This is a genomic window from Nocardia nepalensis (assembly GCF_048910785.1).
Classification (GTDB): domain Bacteria; phylum Actinomycetota; class Actinomycetes; order Mycobacteriales; family Mycobacteriaceae; genus Nocardia; species Nocardia nepalensis.
In genome coordinates this window covers 572,325-597,542 of sequence record NZ_JBKBET010000040.1, presented here as the reverse complement: position 1 = coordinate 597,542, position 25,218 = coordinate 572,325, and the positions used below count along the sequence as shown (strand labels likewise).

Here is a 25,218-nt window from a genome sequence, read left to right as displayed (position 1 = left end):
TCGGCGCGACTGGCGAATGCGTTGCGCGGGTTGGGGATTGGTGTCGGTGATCGGGTCGGCACCTTCATGTGGAACAACAACGAGCATATGGTCGCCTATATCGCGGTGCCCGCGATGGGTGCGGTGCTGCACGCGCTCAACATTCGGCTTTTCCCTGAGCAACTGGTCTTTGTGGCCAACCATGCCCAGGACCAGGTGGTGATCGTCGATGGCACGCTGGTGCCGATGTTCGCCCAGTATCTGCCCAACCTGAAGACCGTCCGCCACGTCATCGTGGCCAACGGTGACGCCGCCGCGCTGGCGGCCCCTGAGGGTGTGCAGGTGCACTCCTACACCGAACTGCTCGCCACCCAGCCCGACACCTACGACTACCCGGTGATCGACGAACGATCCGCCGCCGCAATGTGTTACACCTCCGGTACCACCGGTGACCCCAAGGGTGTGGTGTATTCGCATCGCTCGAACTGGCTGCACGCCATGCAGGTGATCTCGCCGGGCAGCATGGGTTTCAGCGAGGCCGACTATGTGCTCGCGATCGTGCCGCTGTTCCACGCCAACGCTTGGGGCCTGCCCTATGCCGCGTTGATGTCGGGCGCGAATGTCCTGATGCCCGACCGCTTCCTGCAGCCCGGCCCGCTGCTGGAGATGATGGCTGCCCAGAAGCCGACCTTCGCCGCGGCGGTGCCGACCATCTGGGGCGGTGTGCTGGCCGGACTGGCCGCGAAACCGCAGGACATCTCCCACCTGCGTTCGGTGGTCGTCGGTGGTTCGGCGGTGCCGCCGTCGATGATGCGCACCTTCCAGGAAAAACACGGCGTGCGGATCCTGCACGCCTGGGGCATGACCGAGACCTCCCCGCTCGGCAGCGTCGCCCACCCGCCCGCCGGCGTGAGCGGTGAGGACGAGTGGGACTACCGCTTCACCCAGGGCCGCTTCCCCGCCAGCGTGCAGGCGCGTCTGGTCGGCGACGACGGCGCCGTGGTGCCCAATGACGGACAGTCCCTGGGCGAGTTGGAAGTTCGCGGTCCCTGGATCACCGGCTCCTACTACTCCCCGGACGGCGCGCAGATCGACCCCGACAAATTCGACAACGGCTGGTTACGCACCGGCGACGTCGGCAAGATCAGCCCCAGCGGCTACCTCACCCTGGTCGACCGCTCCAAGGACGTCATCAAGTCCGGCGGCGAATGGATCTCCTCGGTCGATCTGGAGAACGCGGTCATGGGCCATCCCGCCGTCGCCGAGGCCGCGGTCATCGGTGTGCCCGACGAGAAGTGGGACGAACGCCCCCTCGTCGCCATCGTGCTCACCGAGGGCGCCGAAACCAAACCCGAAGAACTACGCGAGTTCCTCGCCGACAAATTCGCCAAATGGCAACTGCCGGAACGATGGACCTTCATCGCCGAGGTCCCCAAAACCAGCGTCGGCAAATTCGACAAAAAGCGCCTACGCGCACAGTACGCCGACGGCGACCTCACCATCACCACGCTGTCCTGACCGAACGGCCCCGCGTCACCACTTCAACATCGGCAGTGGCGACGCGGGGTTGGTTCGGATTCGCTTGGCGGCCAGCTGTACCAATCGGCGGTGGAAGCCTTTGTCGGGGTACCGCTCAGCCAGTTCGCGGTAGGTGGAGCGAGCTATTCCGAAGCGTCCGAGCAGGCCGTATTCGACGTCGATCGCATCGGCTCGGCGGAAGATCTCGATCGGGTCGCCAGCGTCACCCGCGGGTCGAATCTTGTGGTGCTGGTGGATCATTGCGACGACCAGCTCGGCCAGCTCGGATCGGTCGATCTGATCGAGCCACTGCAGCGCGAGACCGGCGGAAGGCGCCAGGTAGTCGAAAGTGCCCGCCGTCCAGATGCCCAGGTCGTGAAAGGCCGCGGCCGTCAGATACTCCTCGCGCGTACTCGGCGGCGATCCCGAACCACCGGCGAGCAGATTGCACAGCTCCAGCACGCGCAGCACATGATTGGTATAGGCCACGCGATCCGAACCGAGTTGCGGCAGCCATGGATTCAGCCGCCGGTCGATCTCGTCCCGAAGATCGTTGCCGCTCATGCGCGCCCACACTACGCGCTACACCCCGGCGCGGCCGGGAAAGTCCGTGCCGCGCCGGGGTTTTGCGGTGATGATCAGCAGTTGCGCAGCTCCGGGCTCTGGTTGAGGAGTTGGGCGCGGGTTCCGATGAAGGTGGTGTAGGTTTCGCCGCCGACGGCGGCGAGTGGGAAGGCTGCTACTCGGTGGCAGTTCTGGAAGGCGAGTTTTACGTTGAAGTGGCGTTCCAGGCCGGCGCGGATGGCGTCGGAGGCCATGGCGCGCAGCAGTTGTCCACGGGCTACCTCGTCCGGCGGCGGAACGACGTTGTCGGCGAATTCGGCTGTGCCGGAATGCAGCTCACCGGCCACCCGGCTGACTACCTCCCAGGCGTACGGGAGCGAGACCCGCACAACCTCGACGAAGTCGGCGTCGTCGACCTCGCCGCGTTGGGCGCGTTCGAGTAGGGCGGTGGGAACATCGAGGGACATAGCGCTCTCCTGACGTGGATGGCTGTTGCGATGCTCCTCGATTCTAAACGGAAACTGTTGTCAACAAGACTGGATTCGTCCCGAAAGTGCTGTGGTCAGCGCGGTTTTCGCATCTGCGGCCAACTTGCGGAGCAGTTCACCGGCCGGTAGCTCCGGTGCCAGCGTGTGGGTCTGGCCGGCCCACAGGTTCACCTCGTCCGGATTGCCCGCCGATCGGGCGGCGGCCCGCAGTGGCGCTGTGGCGTAATGGATTTCCGGGTAGGCGGCGGGTGCGAGCGCCGAGTACTCGTCCATGAATCGATTGCGCAGGCCGCGGGCCCGGCGGCCGGTGAAGGCGCGGGTCAGCATGGTCGGGGTGTCGGTGCTCAGCGCGGCGCGGTGCACCGGATTGGTGCCCGCCTCCGGACAGCGCAGGAATACGGTGCCGAGCTGGACGGCCGCCGCGCCCGCCGCAAGTGCCGCCGCGATGCCCGCGCCCGTGGTGATGCCGCCGGTGGCCACGATCGGCCGGTCGACGGCGGCGTTGAGCAGTTGCAGCAGGGCGAGCAGTCCCAGCGGATCGGTGGCGTCATCGGCGACGCGATCGACGAAGGTGGCGCGATGTCCGCCCGCCTCCGCGCCCTGTGCGATGAGCACATCGGCGCCCGCCTCGACCGCGATGCGGCCCTCGGCGGCCGAGGTGACCGTTACCCACACCTCCGAACCGGCCGCGTGCAACCGGGTGACCTCCGCGGCGGTGGGACAGCCGAAGGTGAACGTGACCACCGCGACCGGCGCGTCGACGAGCAGATCCAGCTTCGCGTCCCAGTCGTCGGTGTCGTACTTCGCGGTGCCGACCTCGTGCGTGCGACCCAACTCGGCCAGATAGTCGGCGAAGTCCTCGGGTCGTGCGGCGGCCCCCGGGGTGAAGAGGTTCACCCCGAACGGCGCGGTGGTGAGTTCGCGCGTCTGCGCGAGTCTTGCCGCGGTATCGGTCGCGGTCAGATATCCGGCGGCCAGCAGTCCCAGTCCGCCCGCCGCGGAAACCGCCGCGGTCAACTCGGGAGTGGAGGGTCCGCCCGCCATCGGCGCCAGCACGATCGGAACGCTCAAGTCGTCGAGGATCACCTGCACAGTCTGGCCCATGGTCACGGCTCCGTGACACCGGCGTGGCCGTCTGATCTGGCCTTGACCTGGAACTTCGGCGCAGAAGGTTGCGGAATGGTCACGACGGGGTAGAGTTCCCATCACAACGGACACCGAAACGTTACATAGTTCGGAACCGGCGGATCGTTACAGAGCGGCCGGCACCGACTCGGAAGCCGTTGAGCCACTGTAGGTCGAGCGCAAGGACCAGCTTTGTCGCAGCATCGGGTAGGCCCCAGTTCTATAACCGTCATGAGCCTGATCGGTGAAGGCGTTGCGGGTCGGCCGACACGGCATCGCGCCGAGCCGTCGGCCACCGACCGGGTGAAGGTCGCGGCCGGTGTCGCGGTCGCCGCCGGCGCCCTCATCGGCACCGCCGCCCAGGTCGCTCCGGCCATTGCCGCCCCGCTGCTGCCGGGTGCGCACGACGCGGACGAGGAAGTCGCCGCGCCGATTACGTTCAAGGGCACTGCCGAGCTCCCCGTCGAAGAGGTCAAGGCCGCGGCTCCGGTCGCCGACGTCGCACAGGCCGCCGCCACCCCGGTGGCCGCGCCGGTCGCGGCTGCGGTCGCCAACCCGTTCGGTATCGGCGGTCTGCCGCCGGAGATCGCGGGCCCGCTGGCCCAGGTCGAGGAGATCCTCAAGGGCGCGCAGCAGCAGATCGCCCCGGCCCCCGCGGTGCGCCCGGTCGCCGGTGAGATCAGCTCCGGATTCGGTTCTCGCTGGGGCGAATTCCACTACGGCCTCGACTTCGCCGACCAGCTCGGCGCTCCCATCCACTCGGTCAGCAACGGCACGGTCATCGAGGCGGGCCCGGCCTCCGGCTTCGGCCTGTGGGTGCGGGTCCAGCAGGACGACGGCACCATCGCGGTCTACGGCCACGTGAACGAGATGTTCGTGCACGCGGGTCAGCGGGTGAACGCGGGCGACGTCATCGCCACCGTCGGCAACCGCGGCAATTCGACCGGCCCGCATCTGCACCTGGAGATCTGGGACCAGGGCGGCAATAAGGTCGATCCGATGCCGTATCTGGCCGCGAAGGGTGTCCCGCTGCAGTGGGGCCCGTCGGCGCACTGATTTTTCTTGCCCGGCTTGATATTCCGACGTACACAAGGCCCCCACGGCGAACGTACGGTCGTTAGGCTCGGGCGCGTGAGCGATCGCAGCGCCGGCGAGGCGCAGTCGTGACTGCCCTCGGCGACATCTTCGAGCCTGGATCACCCCATGGGCGCACCTACGCCGTGCTGGTGCATCATCCGCGATCGACTCTGGCCGAGATCGCCGGCTATCTCGGCGTCTCGACGGAGGTTGCCGCCGCATCGCTGGAGGTGCTGACCGGCCTACAGGCCGCGGTCGGCCAGCTGTCCGCCGACGGCGAGGCGATCTGGGACGCGCATGCGCCGGAATCGCTGTCGGAGGCCGAGGCGCGGCGCAGGCAGCACGAGATCAACCAGATGCACGCCGCGGCAGCGCGACTCAGCGAGACCTTCCGATCGGTGCGGCGCTCACCGCGCACCAATGGCGCGATCGTCCCGGTCTTCGAACGCCTGGAGATGCTGGCCGATTTCGAAGAGGTGCAGACCTCGGCCCGCAGCAGTGTCAAGGTGATCGAGCGCGGCCCCTACCTCAGCGAACCGGAGCGCGAGCGACAGTTGTTCCTGCTCAAGCGCTCTCGGATCGGCGACGGCATCCGCTATCAGACGCTCTACCAGGACACCATCTACCAGGATGCCGAGCGTTTGCGGCACGCGCTGTCCACCAATGCCAGTGGCGCCCAGGCGCGTACGCTGCCCGAGCCGCCGTTCAAGCTGATCATCAGCGATGACGAACGGGCCAGCCTGGTGCTGCACGCCGACGAACGGCGGCCGGATCCGATGGGGCTGCGCATCACCGGATCGCCGGGACTGCGGCTGCTGGTGAAGACGTTCGACGTGCTGTGGTCGCTGGCCGCACCGATATCGGTGAATCCGGCGGCGGACGAGCTCGACGAGCGGGATAAGGCGATCCTGACCCTGATGGGTTTGGGCGCGACCGACGACACCATCGCCCGCAGGCTCGGCATGTCCCGCCGAACTGTGGTCCGGCGCACAGCGCGGCTGCTGGAGCGTCTCGGCGCGAGCACCCGGTTCCAGGCCGGTGTGCAGGCGACCAGGCGCGGGTGGTTGTGAGCCGGGTAACTGAACCCCTCGAGTGGACATCACGGGACGAATGCTGAACTATCAGTGACCCGGGACGTTTGAGGGCTTGTGTCTCAAAGGGTTCGGAGGTAACAGGACACCCTCCGTAATTCGCGGAAAGTTAGCTCTCTACGATGTCCCGATTGCATTGCGCGGCGGCGAGCGCGGCAGCGGTATTCCGCGTCCGACAGCTCGGCACCGCGATGTTTTTAATGTGAAAGGCGAATGGTTTTGAATGGATAGGGCGCGTCAATCTGTTCGGACCAGCCGTCGACGCCGCGCGAGCGCCCCACTTTTCGGGCAGCTGCTCACGGCCGCCGTAGAGGCCGCCGATGCGGTGGCCATCCGTTTCAATCCGACCGGTGATCAGGCCGAACAGCGCGAGCTGACCTATCGCGAATTCGACGAGGCATCCTCGCGACTGGCCAGGGAGCTGATAGCGCGCGGCATCGGGCCCGGCGACATTGTCGCCACCGCGCTGGCCCGCTCGGTCGAATCCGTCCTCGCGGTGTGGGCGATAGCGAAGACGGGCGCGGCCTACGTTCCGGTCGATCCGGCCTATCCCGCGGAGCGGATCGCGCATATGGTGTCGGATTCCCGCGCCGTGCTCGGCCTGACCACCTCGGCGCATCGTGCCGCGCTCGGCGATGCGGTCGACTGGATCGAACTGGACGATCCGGTGGTGGCCGCGCGGATCGCCGCCCGGCCCGAACGGCCGATCTGCTATGCAGATCGGGTTCGCCGCCTGGATGAACGGCATCCGGCCTATGTCATCTACACCTCGGGATCCACCGGTCGGCCGAAGGGCGTCGTGGTGACGCACGCCGGGTTGGCCGGGTTGGCCGCGGTCGGGCAGCGGTACGGGCTGACCGGTACTTCGCGGGTCACCCATCTGAGCTCGCCGAGTTTCGACTTCTCGCTGATGGAACTGCTGTTCACCTTCTCGGCGGGGGCGACGCTGGTGATCGCGCCGCCGACGGTATTCGGCGGTGTCGAGCTCGCGGATCTGCTGCGCCGGGAGCGGGTCACGCATTTGCTGATCACGCCGGGTGCGCTGGAATCGGTCGATCCGACCGGGTTGGACGAGCTGCGGGTCGTGGTCGCCGGTGGCGACAAGCTGGGCGCCGAACTCGTCGACCGTTGGGCTCGCGATGGCCGTGCCGTCTTCAATGCGTATGGACCTACCGAAGTCACGGTCATGGTCACCACTGGGCAGATGTTGCCCGGCGAGACGGTGACGCTCGGCGGCACCGTCGCGGGCGTCGGCGCTTTCGTGCTGGATTCCCGACTGCGTCCGGTGCCCTCGGGGGTCGTCGGCGAGCTCTACCTGGCCGGGCCCGCGCTCGCGCAGGGGTATCTCGGACGTCCGGGGCTGACCGCGGAAAGGTTCGTGGCCAGCCCGTACGGTGCGGAAGCCGATAGTCCGGGCGCGCGTTTGTATCGGACCGGAGATCTGGTGCGGCGAACCGACAGCGGCGTTCTGGAGTACCTGGGCCGCTCCGATTTCCAGGTGAAGATCCGCGGTCTGCGTATCGAGCTCGGCGAGATCGATAACGCCCTGACCGCGCATCCGGATGTCGACTTCGCGGCCACCCTAGGCCGGACCTTGCCCTCCGGTGTGACCGCGCTGGTGTCCTATGTGCTGCCGCGCGCCGGGGCCGTCGTGGCTACCGCCGATCTCGCGGCCGTGCTCGAGCGGTCGCTGCCCGGGTACATGGTGCCCGCGGCGATTGTGGTGCTCGACGAGATTCCGTTGACGCCAGTGGGCAAGCTGGATCGGGCCGCACTGCCGGATCCGGTTTTCCAGGCGCGCGAGTTCCGCGCACCGTCCACCCGGGAGGAGCAGGTCGTCGCGGAGGTGTTCGCGACGCTGCTGCTCGCCGACGGTGCGCAAGTCGGTGTCGACGACGACTTCTTCGCGCTCGGCGGCAACTCGCTGCTGGCCGCGCAGGCCGCCGCGCGGATCGGAACCGCGTTGGGGGCTCGGGTGCCGGTGCAGTTGGTCTTCGAGGCACCCGGCGTCGCCCAACTCGCTCAGCGCGTATCGGCGCATATCGGCGCGTCGGCCGGGCATGTCCTGGGTGCGCAGCCGCGGCCGGAGCGGATTCCGTTGTCCTATGCGCAGCAGCGGATGTGGTTCCTGAACCGATTCGATCCGGATAGCGGTGTCAATAACATTCCGCTCGCGGTGCGGTTGTCCGGTGCGCTCGACATCGAGGCCTTGCGGGCCGCGGCGCACGATCTGGTGCTGCGGCACGAGGTGCTGCGGACGGTGTACCCGGAGATCGATGGCGAGGGCACACAGGTCGTGTTGCCCATCGACGACGCCCGCGCGGTACCGGAACTCGAGATCGTCTCCGCGACCGCGGCGGACCTGCCCGAACTCGTCGCCGCCGCGGCCGTCGCCGGTTTCGATGTCGCCGCCGCGCCACCGATCCGCCTGCGACTGGTACGGCTCGGCGAATCCGAGCAGGTGCTGGTGTGCGTGGTGCACCACATCGCGGCCGACGGATTCTCCATGGGACCGCTGGCCCGTGATCTGATGTTCGCCTATTCGATTCCGGTGGGCGGTGCGCGGTCGCTGGAGGGTTGGTCGGGCTCTGCCGCGATGACTCCGGTGGGCGGTGCGCGGTCGCTGGAGGGTTGGTCGGGCTCTGCCGCGATGACTCCGGTGGGCGGTGCGCGGTCGCTGGAGGGTTGGTCGGGCTCTGCCGCGATGACTCCGGTGGGCGATGTGCGGCCGTTGGAGGCATGGTCGGGTGCCGCCGCGACGACCTCCTCCCGGCCCGATTCGGTCAGGTGGCAGCCGCTCGAGGTGCAGTACGCCGATTACGCGATCTGGCAGCGGGCGGTGCTGGGCGCGCAGGACGATCCGGAATCGCTGCTGGCCCAACAGATTGCCTTCTGGCGCACCGAATTGGCCGGACTGCCAGAGCAATTGGCGCTGCCCACCGATCGGCCGCGACCCGCGGTGCTGTCCAGTCGTGGCGCGGTCGTCGCCTTCGAGATCGATGCCGAGGTGCATGCGGCGCTCGAACGGCTTGCGCGCAGCCATAATTCGACGCTGTTCATGGTGGTGCACGCCGCGCTTGCGGTACTGCTGTCGAGACTGGCCGGAACTACCGATATCGCCATCGGCACCCCTGTTGCCGGTCGTGGGGAGTCCGCGCTCGACAATGTGATCGGGATGTTCGTCAATACGCTGGTGCTGCGCGGCGAGGTCGATCCCGACTTATCGTTCGACGAGCTGCTGCGTGCCTTCCGTCGCGCCGATATCGCCGCCTTCGGACATGCCGACGTGCCATTCGAGCGATTGGTCGAACTCCTCGATCCGGCGCGGTCGATGGCACGGCATCCGCTGTTCCAGGTGATGCTGACCTTCCAGAACATGGAACAGCCGGAGCTGGAGCTGCCCGGGTTGGCCGTATCGGGCATCGATCTCGGTGTCGTGCAGGCGAAGTTCGATCTCGAGCTGACCGTCGTGCCGCGCGATGACAATGGCGCGGCGAACGGTCTGGCCGCGTCGTTCACCTATGCCACCGATCTTTTCGACGAGACGACGGTGGCGGGCTTCGCGCAGCGCCTGAGTCGCGTGCTCGCCACGGTGGCCGACGATTCGCATCGGGTGGTGGGGGAGATCGAGTTGCTGGCGCCAGCGGAGCGGCAGCGGATCCTGCGGGACTGGAACGACACCGCTCACCCGGTTGCTCCGGAACTGCTGCTCGACGGCTATCGGCGTGCCGCGCTGGCGTATCCGGATGCGGTCGCCGTGGCGTACGAGGGGTCCGAGCTCACCTATCGCGAATTCGACGAGCGGGTCAACCGGCTCGCGCGGCTGCTGATCCAGCGCGGCGTCGGAGCGGAATCGCTGGTGGGACTTGCGGTTCGGCGTTCGCTCGATCTGGTGGTCGGCATGTACGCGATTGTCACGGCCGGTGGTGCGTATGTGCCGTTGGATCCGGATCATCCGCGGGAGCGGATCGCGCACATCCTGGACATTGCCGCGCCCGTCTGTGTGCTGACGACATCGGATGTTGTTGGAGTCGCGGACAATATGCCGGTCGTGTACTTGGATGCCGTTGAGCTGACGGGATTCTCGGCTACACCGGTAGCAGCGGATGAACTGCTGCGACCGGTATCGCAGGACAACCCCGCCTACGTGATCTTCACCTCGGGCTCTACCGGCCGCCCGAAAGGCGTCGCGGTCACTCACGCCGCCATCAACAACCAGATCGAATGGATGCTCGCGCACTATCCGCTCGGTCCCGATGACGTGTATCTGCAGAAGACCGCCACCACATTCGACGTATCCCTGTGGGGGTACTTCATGCCGCTGCGGGCCGGTGCCGAGCTGGTTGTGGCCACGCCCGACGGTCACCGCGACCCGGCGTACCTCGCGGAAACGATTGCCGCGCAAGGCGTTACCGTCACCGACTTCGTGCCGTCGATGCTGACCGTATTCGCCGCACACCTGACGCCCGGTTCCTGCCCGACGCTGCGGGATGTCTTCGTGATCGGCGAGGCGTTGCCGCCGGAGACGGTGACCACATTGCACGCGGTATCGGATGCGGCCGTGCACAACCTGTACGGGCCGACCGAGGCGGCGGTATCGGTGACGGCCTGGCGGGCGGAGGCGGGCGACCGGACCACCGTGCCGATCGGACTGCCGCAGTGGAACTCTCGGGTCTACGTGCTGGATTCGCGGTTGCGTCCGGTGCCAGTCGGTGTCGCTGGTGAGTTGTATCTGGCCGGTGATCAGTTGGCGCGCGGCTATGTGCGCCGACCGGATCTGACCTCGGATCGGTTCGTGGCCAACCCCTTCGGTGACGGCGCACGCATGTATCGCACCGGCGACTTGGTCGTCTGGCGCGAGAGCGAGGCGGGCGGTGTACTCGACTACATCGGCCGTACCGATTTCCAGGTCAAGTTCCGTGGCCAGCGTATCGAGCTCGGTGAGATCGAAACCGCGTTGCTCGCTGAGCCTTCGGTGAGCCAGGCCGTGGCGGTGGTGTTGGGTGACCAGTTGGTGGCGTACGCCGTGCCCACGCCTGGTCACCGGATTGATCAGGTCGAACTTTTGGCCGCGGTCGCGGAGACCCTTCCGGCGTATATGATCCCGGCCGCCGTCGTGGCGCTGGACTCCTTCCCGTTGAACACCAGCGGCAAGCTCAATCGCAAGGCGCTGCCCGCTCCGACCTTCACCGCGCGCGAGTTCCGCGCTCCGATCACACCCGTGCAAGAGATCGTCGCGACCGTTTTCGCCGCGGTGCTCGGTGTCGAGCGGGTCGGTCTCGACGACGACTATTTCGCGCTCGGTGGTAATTCGCTGTCGGCCACGCGAGTCGTCGCGCGGATAAACGATGCTCTCGATACGAATGTCGCGGTGCGCGATCTGTTCGAGACCTCGACCGTCGCCGCGCTGGCGGCCGGGATCGTACCCGGCACCGGCCGTGACGCGCGCGCACGACTGCCGCTGACCCGGGCCGAACGACGGGCGTGGGCGCCGCTTTCCCTTGCCCAGCAACGGATGTGGGTGCTCAACCGGATCGCCCCGGAATCCCCGGCGTACAACCTGCCGTTCGCGATCCGGATGGCCGGGAAGCTCGATGTCGCGGCGCTGCGCAGGGCCGTCGAGGACGTGCTCATGCGGCACGAAGCGCTGCGCACCCGGTACCCGACGGCGGGCACCGGCGGGCAGGCATACCAGGAGATATTGCCCGTCGCGGAGGCGCTGCCCGGCGGACTCCAGGTGGAGACCACCGCGGATATACGCGGTCGGGTCGTCGAGCTGACATCGGCCGGATTCGACGTCACCGAACACGCGCCGGTGCGGGCTCGGCTGCTGGCCGATGTCGCGGCCGACGAGCACGTACTTGTCGTTGTCGTGCACCACATTTCGGCCGACGGCGCCTCCCTCGCGCCGCTGGCACGGGATCTGGTGACGGCCTATCTCGCCCGCGTCGGCGGCACCGCACCGGGTTGGTCGCCGCTCGCGGTGCAGTACGCGGACTACGCGCGCTGGCAGCGCGCGGTCATCGGTACCGATGACGATGAGAACTCCGTGGCCGCAATGCAATTGGCGTACTGGCGCGACCAGCTTCGCGGACTGTCGACCGCACAGGTGCTGCCGCTGGATCGCCAACGCCCGCCGAGACCGTCGGGTCGTGGCGCGTCGGTCGGCTGGACCGTATCCGCCGAGGTGCACGAAGGTCTGGTCCATATCGCGCGCGAGCACCGATCCTCGCTGTTCATGGTGGTGCACGCCGCACTGGCGATACTGCTCGCCCGGCTGTCGGGCGGTTCGGATATCGCGATCGGCACGCCGATCGCCGGGCGCGGTGACCGGGCGCTGGATGATCTGGTCGGCATGTTCGTCAACACACTGACACTGCGCACAGCGGTCGACCGCGCCATGGCATTCGACGAGCTCGTCGAACACACGCGTGCGACGGATCTGGCCGCGTTCGCACATGCGGACCTGCCGTTCGAGCGGGTGGTCGAGGCGGTCGCACCCGGCCGTAGCGCGGCGTCGCAGCATCCGCTGTGCCAAGTGATGCTGGCGTTCCAGAATCTGGAGCAGCCCGGTCTGGAGCTGCCGGAGTTGACCGTCGCGGCATTGGACGTGGGCGATATCGTCGTGAAATTCGATCTGCAGGTGGTCGTCGAACCGCGTCAGCTCGCGGACGGAGCGCCCGGTGAGCTGGTCATCGTATTCACCTATGCCACCGACCTTTTCGAGGAATCGACGGTGCGCGGGCTCGGGCGCATGCTGGAGCGCATTCTGGCCGCGGTGGTCGCCGATCCCGGGGCGCGCGTCGGCGGCATCGATATTCTCGACACCGACGAGCGGTACGAGGCGCCGACCGCGACCGCCGCGCAGGCCGACGCATCCACCGGCGGCACCGAACTGACCCATCTGCTGACCGCCGCGGTGGAGGACGATCCGGACGCGCCGGCACTGGTATGGGGCGAGCGGGAAATGCCGTATCGCGAGCTCGATGCCCGATCCGCACAGCTGGCCAGGATACTGATCGGCTACGGCTGCGGGCCGGGCACCGGTGTCGCGATCCGGTTGGATCGCGGTGCCGACTGGGCGGTGGCGGCCTGGGCGGTGCTCAAGGCGGGCGCGGCGCTGGTGCTGCTCGCCTCGGCCGAGGAGTCGATGCCCGCCGGGGTCGCGGTGCGGATCGGGTTGACCACCGGCGCCGATCCGATCGGCGGCGACGGCATCGAATGGCTGCGGCTCGACGATCCCGCGATCAGCGCCGTCATTGCCGCGCAATCGTCGCGACCGGTCAACCACGCGAATCGGACCGGGGTGCTGAGCGGATCCGATCCGGCTCTCGTCGTCGCGGCGACCGGGACGCGGATGAGCTATGACGAGGTGGCGACCGCGGCGGACCGGTTGCGCATTCGCACCGGGCTGACCTTCGAATCACGCACCTTCCAGCACGGTCGGTCCGATTCGGCGGCGGCGCTGCTCGAGCTGGTGGTCGCGGGCGCGACCGGGGCCGGTCTGATCGTGGTGCCGGGTGTCGAGACCGATCTGGGTGCCTCGCTCGCCGAAGAGTGGGTCACGCATCTGATCGCCGATCGGGCCGCGCTGGATGCCATCGATACGACCCGGCTCGCGGATCTGCGGGCGGTGGTGCTCGAGCGAGGATCATCGGCCGGGGTCTCGCTGCCCGGGTCGTCCGAGGTTGTTCTGCTCGATGAGTTGCTGTCGGTGGGGTGGCGCTGAGGGTTCGACAACGCGTGGGGGTGGTGATCTTGCGCGGGGGTGGTGATGTAACGACAAACCCGAGGAAGTAGCTCCCTGATGGTCGGCCTGTTCGAATGTGTGTTGGTGGCGTGCGCGCGCGACGCGTGGCAGGGGTTCGGCGCGTGACGCGGCCGAATCGCGAGCGGCCCAACCGGACTCGTCGCCCGCGGATCAAAACCCTGCCGCAGTTGATGACCACCGCCGTTGAGGCCGATCCGGCCGGCGCCGCGGTTGTCTTCGCCGATGCGTCGACGACATTGGCGCAGGTGAGCTACGCCGAACTGGATGATCGGTCGACCCGCTTGGCGCGCTTGCTGATCGACCGCGGCGTGGGTCCGGAGGATCTGGTCGCAGTCGGTATTCCGCGGTCGGTCGAGTCGGTCGTCGCCGTGTGGGCGATCGCGAAGGCCGGCGCCGGATTCGTCCCGGTCGACCCGAACTATCCGGCCGATCGCGTAACCCACATGCTGTCGGATTCCGGTGCCACACTCGGCCTTACCTTGGCATCGGTAGACCTTCCAGACGGGCCGCAGTGGCTGGCCATCGATACCGCGGAGTTCGGGCAGCGGCTCGCGGCGTATTCGGCGGAGCCGGTCACCTACGCGGACCGGGTGCGGCAACTGCGTGCCGAACATCCGGCCTACATCATCTACACCTCCGGATCGACCGGCACGCCCAAGGGTGTGGTCGTCACCCAGGCCGGTCTATCGAATTTCTGCGATGAGCAGCGCGAGCGCTATCGGCTGACATCCGATTCGCGCACACTGCATTTCGCGTCGCCCTCATTCGACGCATCGGTGCTGGAATTGCTGCTCGCGCTGAGCCGGGGCGCGACGATGGTGGTCGCCGCGCCCACGGTGTACGGCGGCGCGGAACTGGCCGCGCTACTGCGCCGGGAGCGGGTGACCCACGCCTTCATCACCCCGGCGGCGCTCGCCGCACTGCCGCCCGAGGGGTTGGACGAGTTGCGCGTGGTGGTCGCGGGCGGCGAGGCGTGTCCGCCGGAGTTGGTGCAGCGCTGGGCGGTGCCGATCGCGAATGGCGTGACTCGGGAATTCTTCAATGGATATGGCCCCACCGAGACCACGATCATGACCAATATCAGTGCACCGATGGCACCCGGACAACCGGTGACCATCGGTGCGCCGATCCGCGGGATTACCGAATATGTGCTGGATGAGGAGCTTGCGCCGGTACCGGGCCGGGTCGTCGGCGAACTGTATATTTCCGGTGCGCAGGTGGCCCGCGGCTATCATGGCCAGCCGGGATCGACCGCCGCCCGGTTCGTGGCCGATCCGTTCGGCGCGCCCGGCGGCCGGCTCTACCGCACCGGCGATCTGGTGCGCTGGACGGCCGATCGGGAGCTGGAATACCTGGGGCGCAACGATTTCCAGGTGAAGATCCGCGGGTTCCGGATCGAACTCGGTGAGATCGATGCGGTGCTGGCCGGGCACGACAGTGTCGGATTCGTGGTCACCATCGGACACGAACATGACAGCGGCGCAACGATTCTGGTGTCCTATGTGCGCGCCGCCGACGGCATGGCGGTCGATACGACGGAATTGGCCGCGCTGGCCGCGCGGAAGTTGCCCGCCCATATGGTGCCGAGCGCCATCATGGAGCTCGAGGAGATTCCGCTGACCCCGGCCGGCAAGTTGGATCGGCGGGCGCTGCCCGCACCTCGATTGGGTACCAAGACCTTCCGCGCGCCCTCGGGTGCGGTGGAGCCGGTGATCGCCGAGCTTTTCGCCGAGCTGCTGGCACTGGATGCGCCGGTCGGCGCGGATGACGACTTCTTCGAACTCGGCGGCAACTCGCTGATCGGCACGCAGTTGATGGCGCGCCTCGGGGAAGCGCTGGATGCCAGGGTGCTGGTGCGTCTGCTTTTCGAGGCACCGACCGTTGCCGGGCTCGCCGCCGCGGTGGCGCAGTACGCGGGGACCGGGGACCGCAGGGCATTGCGCGCCGACCCGGGACCGGAGTCCCTTCCGCTATCGCTGGCCCAGCAGCGGATGTGGTTCCTGAATCGGTTCGATACGGCGTCGACGGCCTACAACCTTCCGATCGCGGTGCGGCTGACCGGTGCGCTCGATGTGGCGGCGCTGCGGGCGGCGGTCGGGGATCTCGTCGCGCGTCATGAGGTGCTGCGGACGGTGTATCCGCAGACCGAAGCCGGTCCGGTGCAACGGATCCTGCCCTGGCATGACGCCGAACCAGCGCTGATGGTTCGGACGGTAGCGGCCGAGCGGCTCGAATCCTCAGTGCGCGAACTGCTTTCGACAACCTTCGATGTGACCGCCGAAGTGCCGCTGCGGGCCACGCTCTTCGAAGTCGAGAACGCCGATGCGCCAGCCGAATTCGTGCTGGCCCTGGTGGTGCACCATATCGCCGGTGACGGGTCCTCGATGGGTCCGTTGACCAGGGATCTGATGACCGCCTATGCCGCTCGATCAGCGGGCTTCGAGCCGGGCTGGGAGCCATTGCCGGTGCAGTACGCGGATTACAGCATCTGGCAGCGCGAACTATTGGGTAGCGAGGACGATCCGGAGTCGTTGGCGGCCGCGCAGATTGCCTACTGGCGTGACGCGCTCGCGGAGCTGCCGGATCAACTGGAGCTGCCGACGGATCGGCCGCGGCCCGCGGTGCAGTCCTTCGCCGGTGGCAAGGTCGCGGTAGCTATCGATGCCGAAACGCACCGGGCCCTGGTCGAATTGGCGCGTGCCGAAGGTGCGACGCTGTTCATGGTCGTGCACGCCGCATTGGCGGTATTGCTCGCCCGGTTGTCGGGGACCGACGATATCGCCGTCGGAACGCCGATGGCCGGTCGCGGTGAGGCCGCGCTGGACGGGCTGATCGGCATGTTCGTCAACACCCTGGTGTTCCGGACGCGGGTGGACGAGTCCGCGCCGTTCACCGAACTGCTCGCACGACAACGTGAGACCGATCTCGCCGCATTCGCGAATGCCGATGTGCCGTTCGAGCGACTTGTCGAGGTGCTCAACCCGGTGCGCTCGACCGCGCGGCATCCGCTGTTCCAGGTGGGATTGTCGTTCCAGAATCTGGCCGCGACGCATCTGGAACTTCCCGGACTGACCGTCTCGGGTGTGGACTTCGACGCCGCGGTATCGCAGTTCGATCTGCACTGGATCGTCGGCGATCACTACGACGAGGCCGGTCGGCCCGCGGGTATCCAGGGCGCGGTCACCTTTGCGCGCGATCTGTTCGACGAGGGGACGGTGGCGGGTTTCGTGGCGCGGTTCGCGCGGCTGCTCGGCGAGATCAGCGCCGCGCCGCGCACTGTCGTCGGTGACCTGGAATTGCTCGACGCCACGGAACGGGCCGAGCTGGTATCCAGCCGGAACGCGACCGACCATATGGTGGACGCGACGGCGACCCTGGTCTCGTTGCTGGATGCGACCGTCGCCGCGACACCGGGAGCGTTGGCGCTGATGGGCGCCGATGGTGAGCCGGTGACCTACGCCGAGTTGGATGCGCGGGCGAATCGTCTCGCGCGGCATCTGATTTCGATGGGTGTCGCTCCGGAGTCGCGGATCGCGCTGGCTTTGCGGCGGTCGGTGGATCTGGTTGTGGCGATGTACGCGGTGGCCAAGTCCGGTGCCGCGTACGTGCCGCTGGATCCGGACCAAGCGGCGGCGCGGACCGACTACATTCTGGGCACCGCGGCACCGGTCTGCGTATTGACCAATGCCGAAACATCTTTCGCTACCGAAATCGCGCCGGTGGTCCGAATGGACCGGCTCGACCTCGGTCGGTTGGCCGCGACACCGGTCGGGGACGGTGATCGGATCGCGCCGCTGCGCGCGGCGAATACGGCGTATGTGATCTTCACGTCGGGTTCGACCGGCCGCCCGAAGGGCGTGGCGGTATCGCATGCCGCGATCGTCAACCAATTGCTCTGGAAGACCCGCGAATTCGGGCTCGGTCCCGGCGATGCGGTACTGCTGAAGACGGCAGCCACCTTCGATCTGTCGGTGTGGGAGTTCTGGTCGGCGGCGGTCTGCGGCGGCCGATTGGTGCTCGCCGCACCGGACGGGCACCGCGATCCGGCCTATCTGAACGACCTGATGGCACGGGAATCGGTGACCACCCTGCACGTGGTCCCGTCGATGCTGGATGCGCTGCTGACCGGTCGGTTGCCATTCACGCTGCGGCGAGTTCTGGTGATCGGTGAATCGCTGCCGCCGGGGGTGGCGCAGCGGTTCCGGGCTACGTATCCGCAGAAGGAACTGTTCAACCTGTACGGGCCGACCGAGGCGGCCGTGTCGATTACCAGTCATCGGGTGACCGATGCGGATGTGGTGTCGGTGTCGATCGGTGCGCCGGAGTGGAACAGCCGGGTCTACGTGCTGGATTCGCGTCTGCGGCCGGTGCCGGTGGGTGTTTCGGGTGAGTTGTATTTGGCCGGTGCGCAATTGGCGCGAGGCTACTTCGGGCGGGTCGGCCTGACGGCGGAGCGGTTCGTGGCCAACCCGTTCGAGTCCGGTGCGCGTATGTACCGCACGGGTGACCTGGTGGCGTGGAATGCGGACGGCGGGTTGGAGTACCGCGGCCGCACCGACTTCCAGGTGAAGATTCGCGGGTTCCGGATCGAGCTCGGCGAGATCGAGGCGGCATTGACCGCATTGCCGCAGATCGCGCAGGCCGCTGTCATCGCCGACGCCGATCCTCGGACCGGAGATCGGCTGGTCGCGTACCTGGTGCCCTCGGCTGCCGATGTCGATGTGGCGCAGGTGAAGTCGGCGCTGAGCCACTCGCTGCCGTCCTACATGGTGCCCAGCGCATTCGTGGTCCTGGCCGCGCTCCCGCGCACGGTGAACGGCAAGCTGGATCGAAAGGCCTTGCCCGCACCGGAGTTCGAGGCGCGGGCCTTCCGAGCGCCGTCGACGCCGATCGAAGAGATCGTCGCCGGAGTGTTCGGCGATGTGCTCGGGGTGGATCGGGTCGGGATCGACGACGACTTCTTCGCGCTCGGCGGCAATTCGCTGATCGCCACCCAGGTGGCGGCGCGTCTCGGTGCGGCACTGGATACGCAGGTGCCGGTGCGGATGTTGTTCGAGGCGACCACCGTCGCCGCGCTTGCGGTCCGGGTCGAGCAGCGGACGGGATCAGGTCGGCGGCAGCCATTGGCCGCTGGTCCGCGGCCGGAGCGGGTGCCGTTATCGCTGGCACAGCAGCGAATGTGGTTCCTGAACCAGTTCGATACCGCCTCCTCGGCATACAACGTGCCGGTGGCGGTGCGGCTCTCCGGTGCGCTGGATGTCGACGCGCTGCGGTTGGCCGTCGCCGATGTGGTTGCCAGGCATGAGGTGCTGCGCACTATGTACCCGGCCCGCGACGGCGTCGCGTATCAGGTGATTCTGCCGGTGGGGCAGGCGGTTCCCGACCTCACTCCGGAAGATGTCACGGCAGGTGAGCTGGGGGATCGGATCGCCGGGCTGGTCGGTGCGGGCTTCGATGTGACCGCCGAGGTGCCGGTGCGTGCCGCACTGCTGCGTTGCGCGGGCGAATATGTGCTCGTGCTGGTGGCACATCACATCAGCGCCGATGGGTGGTCGATGGGTCCGCTGACCCGTGACCTGATGCTCGCGTATGTCGCGCGCGGCGGTGGGGCGGCTCCGGCCTGGAAGCCGTTGCCGGTGCAATACGCCGACTTCGCGTTGTGGCAACGCACCGTACTCGGCTCGGAATCCGATCCGGATTCCCCTGCCGGACAGCAGCTTTCGTACTGGCGCAAGGCGCTGGCGGAGCTGCCGGACGAGCTGAACCTGCCATCGGATCGGACTCGGCCCGCGACCCGCTCATTCGCCGGTGGCCGGTGCGATATCGCGATCGATCCGCGGCTGCATGCGGCGCTGGCGGATGTCGCCCGCCGGCACAATGCGACGCTGTTCATGGTGGTGCACGCCGCCCTCGCGGTTTTGCTGGCGCGATTGTCGGGTACCGACGATATCGCCATCGGTACGCCGGTCGCCGGGCGCGGTGAATCCGAGCTCGACGACGTCGTCGGCATGTTCGTGAATACGCTGGTGCTGCGCACCGAGGTGCCGGGCGCAATCACGTTCGCCGAACTGCTGGCGCACGTCAAAGACGTGGACCTACAGGCATTCGCGCACGCGGATATACCCTTCGAGCGTTTGGTGGACCTGCTCGATCCAGAGCGGTCGACGGCGCGGCATCCGTTGTTCCAGGTGGCGCTGTCGTTCGAGAACCTGCCGGAGAATTCCTTCGAGCTGCCCGGATTGCGGGTCGCACCGGTCGATTTCGATATCGCGACCGAGAAATTCGATCTATCGTTGGCGATTCGCGAGTCGAGTTCGGGCTTGGTGGCCGCGTTCTCCTACGCGCGTGACCTTTTCGACGAGTCGACGGTGCGGGTGTTCGCGGACCGGTTCGTGCGGCTGTTGGCGGGGATCGTCGCGAGCGCGGATGCGCCGGTTGGTGATCTGCCGATTCTCGCCGAATCCGAGGTCGAGTTCCTGACCCGGGTGCACCCGGACGGTGTGATGGCCGGTGGGCTGTTGCCGGATCTGCTGGTGCGGGGCGTGCGCTATGGCGCGGATCGGATCGCGGTGCGCTATCAGGGCCGCTCGATCACCTATCGCGAGCTCGATGAGTATTCGTCGCGTTTGGCCAGGGTGCTGATCGAGCGCGGTGTCGGTCCGGAAAGCCTTGTGGCGGTGGCTTTACCGCGGTCGTATGAGATGGTCGCGGCGGTGTTGGCGGTCGCTAAGGCTGGTGGCGCGCATGTGCCGATCGATCCGAATTACCCGGTGGATCGGGTGCGGTACCTGCTGACCGATTCCGCTGCGGTCGTTGGGCTCACGGCCGCCGAATACCTAACTGCTCTTCCCGATGACGTGCAGTGGCTCGCGCTCGATGATCCCGAAACGAATGCGTTGTGCGCCAAGCGATCTGCCGCGCCCGTCACCGACGTCGACCGAATCGCGCCGCTACGGCTGAACCACCCGGCCTACGTCATCTACACCTCGGGCTCGACGGGTATGCCCAAGGGGGTCACCGTCACGCACGCGGGTCTCGGCGGACTGCTCGATCACGCGGTAGAGCTGTACCGCATCGAGTCGAAACATCGCTTCCTGCACATCTGCTCGCCCAGCTTCGACCCGTCGGTGCTCGAATGGCTGTGCGCCTTCTCGACCGGTGCGACACTGGTCATCGCGGCGTCGAACGTGATCGGTGGGCACGAACTCGGCGACCTGCTGCGCACCGAGCAGGTGACGCACGCGATCATCACCCCGGCGGTCCTCGCGACGGTGGATGCGAAGGATCTCGGCCATCTCGAAATGCTCTCCGTCGGCGGCGATGTCACCACGCCGGAGTTGCTGGCCAAGTGGCAGCCGGGCCGCAGGTACTACAACGGCTATGGTCCGACCGAGACGACCATCATCGCCTCCTATGCGGAATTGACTGCGGGACAGCACATTACGATCGGCAGGCCGGTGCACGGCATGTCGGCCCTGGTGCTCGACGCACGGCTGAATCCGGTGCCTCCGGGTGTGACGGGTGAGCTGTATCTGGCGGGCGGTGCGCTGGCGCGCGGTTACCGGAATCGGGCCGGACTTTCCGCGGAGCGCTTTGTGGCCAACCCGTGGGGCGCACCCGGCGCGCGGATGTACCGCACCGGTGACCTGGTCCGCTGGTACGCGGGTACCGAGCTAGATTATGTGGGGCGCAGTGACTTCCAGGTGAAGATCCGCGGCTTCCGCGTCGAACTCGGTGAGATCGACGCGGTGCTCGGCGGTCACGAGGACGTCGAGTTCGCGGTCACCATCGGCCGCGAAACTGCCGCTGGTGCAACGGTGCTGGTGTCGTACGTACTCGGGGCCATCGTGGATCCCGACCGGCTCACGGAATTCGCGGCACGCATGCTGCCGTCGCATATGGTTCCGTCGGCGATCGTCGTCCTCGACACAATCCCGTTGACCTCCAACGGCAAACTCGACCGCAACGCCCTGCCCGAGCCGCAGTTCACCGCCGCGGTGTCGCGCGCACCGTCCGGCCCGCTGGAATCGCGGATCGCCGAACTCTTCGCCCAAGTCCTCGGCGTGGAACAGGTCGGTGCGGACGACTCCTTCTTCGCCATCGGCGGCGACAGCATCGTCTCGATCCAGCTGGTCTCGCGGGCCAAAGCGGCCGGAATCGGCTTCACCCCGCGCGATGTATTCGAGCAGAAGACCGTCGCCGGGCTGGCTAGGGTAGCGGTCCTCGGCACGTCCCCCGCGCCAACCGTATTGGCCGAGCTACCCGGCGGCGGTGTCGGCGAATTCCCGCTCACCCCGGTACTCGCCGGATTCCTGGAAGCCGGTTCATTCCGCCGCTTCGCCCAGACCATGGTGCTCGCACTGCCGGACGGTATCGATCGCGCCGATCTGATCGCCACGCTCACCGCCGTGCTCGACCACCACGACATGCTGCGCGCTCGGGTGTGGCAGAGCGACGGTGGGTGGCGAGTGGCGGTGCCTGCATCGGGAACTCTCGACGCTTCGGCATTGGTGTCGGAGGTGCATGCCGATAACCGAATCGGCGACGCCGCCATGGCCGCTGCGCTCGCGACGCTGGATCCGGCGGCCGGCCGGATGGTCGGGTTCACCTGGCTGCGCAGGTCGGGCGCGCGCGATCTGCTCGTCGTCGCGGCGCACCACTATGTGATCGACGGGGTGTCGTGGCGCATCCTGATCCCGGATCTCATCACCGCGTGGGCTCAGCGCGCCGCGGGGATGCCGGTCGCGCTGCCCGTGGTCGGCACCTCCTTCCGGCGCTGGGCGCACGGCCTGGTCGAGGCATCGGGCGCGCCGTCGCGCGTCGCCGAACTCGACTACTGGCGCGATGTGCTGGCCACGCCGGATCCCTTGCTCGGCGGCCGCGCACTCGATCCCGCCATCGATACCAATGCGACCGTGCGACAGCTGACGGTCGAGGTGCCGGTCGAGGTCGCCGACGCGGTACTGACCACCGTGCCCGCGCTCTACCGGGGCGGCGTCAATGACGGTTTGCTCGCGGCGCTGGCCATGGCGGTGCGTTCATGGCGGGCGCGCCGCGGCATCGACGCTCCCATCACCAGGGTGCGGCTGGAGGGTCACGGTCGCGAGGAAGCCACCGTGCCCGGCGCGGATCTGACGCGCACCATCGGGTGGTTCACCAGCGTGTATCCGGTGGCGATCGATCTCACCGGGGTCGCCGAGCAGACCGCGGCGGTGCTGCGGTCGGTGAAGGAGCAACTGCTCGCGGTACCGGATCGCGGCATCGGCTTCGGCCTACTGCGCCAACTGAATTCGGCGACCGCCGAGGCGCTCGCCGGCGATCTGGGACAGATCGGCTTCAATTATCTCGGCCGCACAGGCGGTGCGCCGGAGGGGCTGACCGATCCGGCCTGGCTCCCGTCCGGCGAGCTGGGTGAGCTGGACGGCGGCCAGGATCCCGCGCTGCCGGCGAACGCCGTGATCGATATCAACGCGATCGTCGTCGATACCGAACTCGGACCACGCATGGACGTGGTGTTCCAGTACGCGAGCGAAATCCTCGGCGAGGCGGCGGTGCGGGAACTCGCCGACGACTGGCTGACCGCGCTGACCGCGGTCGCTCGGCACGTATCGGACCCCTGCGCCGGTGGCCTGACACCGTCGGACGTGCCGCTCACCCGCACCACCCAGGCCGAACTCGACATCTGGCGCGCGGACTACCCGGGCCTGGCCGATGTGCTGCCCTTGTCGCCGCTGCAAACCGGCCTGCTGTTCCTGATGGAAATGCTGGCGGACTCGGTGGACCCCTATGTCATCCAGGTATCCGTCGGACTCGCGGGCGACTTCGATCTCGATCGCCTGCACCGTGCCGCCCAGGCGGTGCTGGACCGGCACGCGAATCTGCGCAGCGCCTTCACCATTGGTGCCGATGGTAAACCGGTGCAGCTGATCGCCGATGGCGTGCGGGTGCCGTGGCGCGTGCTCACCGAGGTGCCGGACGCCGAGCTGCCCGACCTGCTCGTCGCCGACCAGCGCACCGGATTCGACTCCGCCATCGCTCCGCTGCTGCGATTCACGGTGTACCGCACCGTATCCGGGGACACCCACCTGGTACTCACCGCACATCACATCCTCCTGGATGGCTGGTCGATGCCGCTGCTGATGAAGGACCTGCTGGTCCGCTACGCGACCAGGAGCGATGCCTCGCTGCCCGCCGTCCGCCCCTATCGCGACTATCTGGCGTGGCTGGCGCGCCAGGACCGCGAGATCACCCTGCGCGCATGGGATTGCGCGCTAGCAGGAGTCGAACCGACGCTGCTCGCCCCCGCGCTGGTGCGACCCACCTTGCCGGACAACGGTTTCGGCAGATCCGCGTTCGAGCTGTCGGCCACGGAGACCGCGGCGCTGACGGCGTTCGCCGCCGCGGCCCAGGTCACCGTCAATACGGTGCTGCAGGCGGCGTGGGGTGTGGTCATCGCCGGTCTCACCGACCGCGAGGATGTCGTCTTCGGCGTCACCGTATCGGGACGTCCACCACAACTCGACGGCGTCGACGCGATGGTCGGCCTCTTCGTGAACACCATCCCGGTTCGGGTCCGATTCGATTCGGCGACAACGGTTTCGCGGCTGCTCAGCGATCTACAGGCCGAACAGGCCGCACTGCTCGAGCATCACTATCTCGGGTTGGCCGAGGTCCAAGGCGTCGCGGGCGGGAACGAGCTGTTCGATTCGCTGGTGGCCTACGAGTCGTACCCGATCGACGCCGAGGGCCTGCGGCAGGCGGGCAGCGCCATCGATGGGCTGATGGTCACCGGAGTGCGCTCGGTCGACTACACCCATTATCCGGTCACTGTGCGGGCCGAACTGGGCGCGGGACTGCGGGTGGAGATGTTGTATCGCGGCGATACCGTCGCCGATTCGGCGGCGCTGGCGCTCACCCACCGGCTGCGCAGCGTGCTCGGCGAATTCGTTGCCGCACCACAGCATTCGATCGTCTCGGTGCGCGATGGCGTCGGCCCAGACGTGCTCACTCAGGTTCGGTACTGGCGCACCGCGCTCGCGGGCCTGCCCGATGAGTTGACGCTGCCCATGGATCGGCCGCGCTCGACCATGCCGTCCAATATCGGCGCGCAGGTCGGACTGGACATCGGCGTGCACCTGCACCACGGGCTGCGCCGGCTTGCCGAGACGCGGAAAACCTCGATATTTGTGGTGGCACACGCGGCATTCGCGGTGCTGTTGGCGCGGCTGTCCGGCACGACCGATATCGCGATCGGCACGACGGTTCGCAAAACCGCTGGTACCAACACGGTAGTGCTGCGGACCGAATACGACGCCGGTGCGACCTTCGACGCACTGCTCGCCGCGATCGCCCCGATCGACGCCGCCGCGTTCGAGTACGTCGATGTGCCGTTCGACCAACTCGTCGAGGTGCTGGACCCAGTCCGGGTAGCCGGCAGGCACCCGCTGTTCCAGGTCGCGATGGGCTTCCAGGATGACGCGGATCCGAGCGTGGTGGGCTTGCGGGGTGGCGCGGATCTGAATGTGGTGGAGCTGCGGGGTGGCGTGGATCCGAGTGTGGTTGAGCTGCGGGGTGGCGCGGATCCGAGTGTGGTGGAGCTGCGGGG

8 protein-coding genes are annotated in these 25,218 nt (G+C 67.6%); 5 read left to right on the top strand and 3 right to left on the bottom strand.

All coding sequences use genetic code 11. The features are described 5' to 3' along the window. On the top strand, nt 1-1,497 hold a 1,497-nt coding region (locus tag ACHQ4I_RS39785), incomplete at its 5' end, for a long-chain fatty acid--CoA ligase (protein ID WP_420771118.1). A gap of 15 nt (nt 1,498-1,512) precedes the next feature. Here the strand turns inward: ACHQ4I_RS39785 and ACHQ4I_RS39780 are convergent. From ACHQ4I_RS39780 to ACHQ4I_RS39770, 3 genes are all read right to left on the bottom strand, one after another. Then, a complete protein-coding gene (locus ACHQ4I_RS39780) occupies nt 1,513-2,061 on the bottom strand; it encodes an HD domain-containing protein (RefSeq protein WP_420777067.1) in 549 nt (182 codons plus the stop codon). 74 nt (nt 2,062-2,135) lie between these two features. Then, complete coding sequence (locus ACHQ4I_RS39775; protein WP_420777066.1) at nt 2,136-2,528, bottom strand: SCO5389 family protein; 393 nt, start codon at nt 2,526-2,528, stop codon at nt 2,136-2,138. A gap of 60 nt (nt 2,529-2,588) precedes the next feature. Then, on the bottom strand, nt 2,589-3,653 hold the full coding sequence (locus ACHQ4I_RS39770; protein WP_420777065.1) for a nitronate monooxygenase: 1,065 nt from the start codon (nt 3,651-3,653) through the stop codon (nt 2,589-2,591). A 252-nt stretch (nt 3,654-3,905) separates the two neighbouring features. Here ACHQ4I_RS39770 and ACHQ4I_RS39765 point away from each other — a divergent pair, with 252 nt between their 5' ends. From ACHQ4I_RS39765 to ACHQ4I_RS39750, 4 genes are all read left to right on the top strand, one after another. Then, the gene (locus ACHQ4I_RS39765) at nt 3,906-4,730 is read left to right on the top strand and encodes a M23 family metallopeptidase (RefSeq protein WP_420777064.1); all 825 of its coding nucleotides are present in this window, start codon (nt 3,906-3,908) and stop codon (nt 4,728-4,730) included. 107 nt (nt 4,731-4,837) lie between these two features. Further along, a complete protein-coding gene (locus tag ACHQ4I_RS39760; protein ID WP_420777063.1) occupies nt 4,838-5,821 on the top strand; it encodes a DNA-binding response regulator in 984 nt (327 codons plus the stop codon). A gap of 244 nt (nt 5,822-6,065) precedes the next feature. Further along, nucleotides 6,066-13,571, top strand: coding sequence for an amino acid adenylation domain-containing protein (locus tag ACHQ4I_RS39755; protein WP_420777062.1), 7,506 nt, complete (start codon nt 6,066-6,068; stop codon nt 13,569-13,571). Between the two features lie 95 nt (nt 13,572-13,666). Beyond that, on the top strand, nt 13,667-25,218 hold an 11,552-nt coding region (locus ACHQ4I_RS39750), incomplete at its 3' end, for an amino acid adenylation domain-containing protein (RefSeq protein ID WP_420777061.1).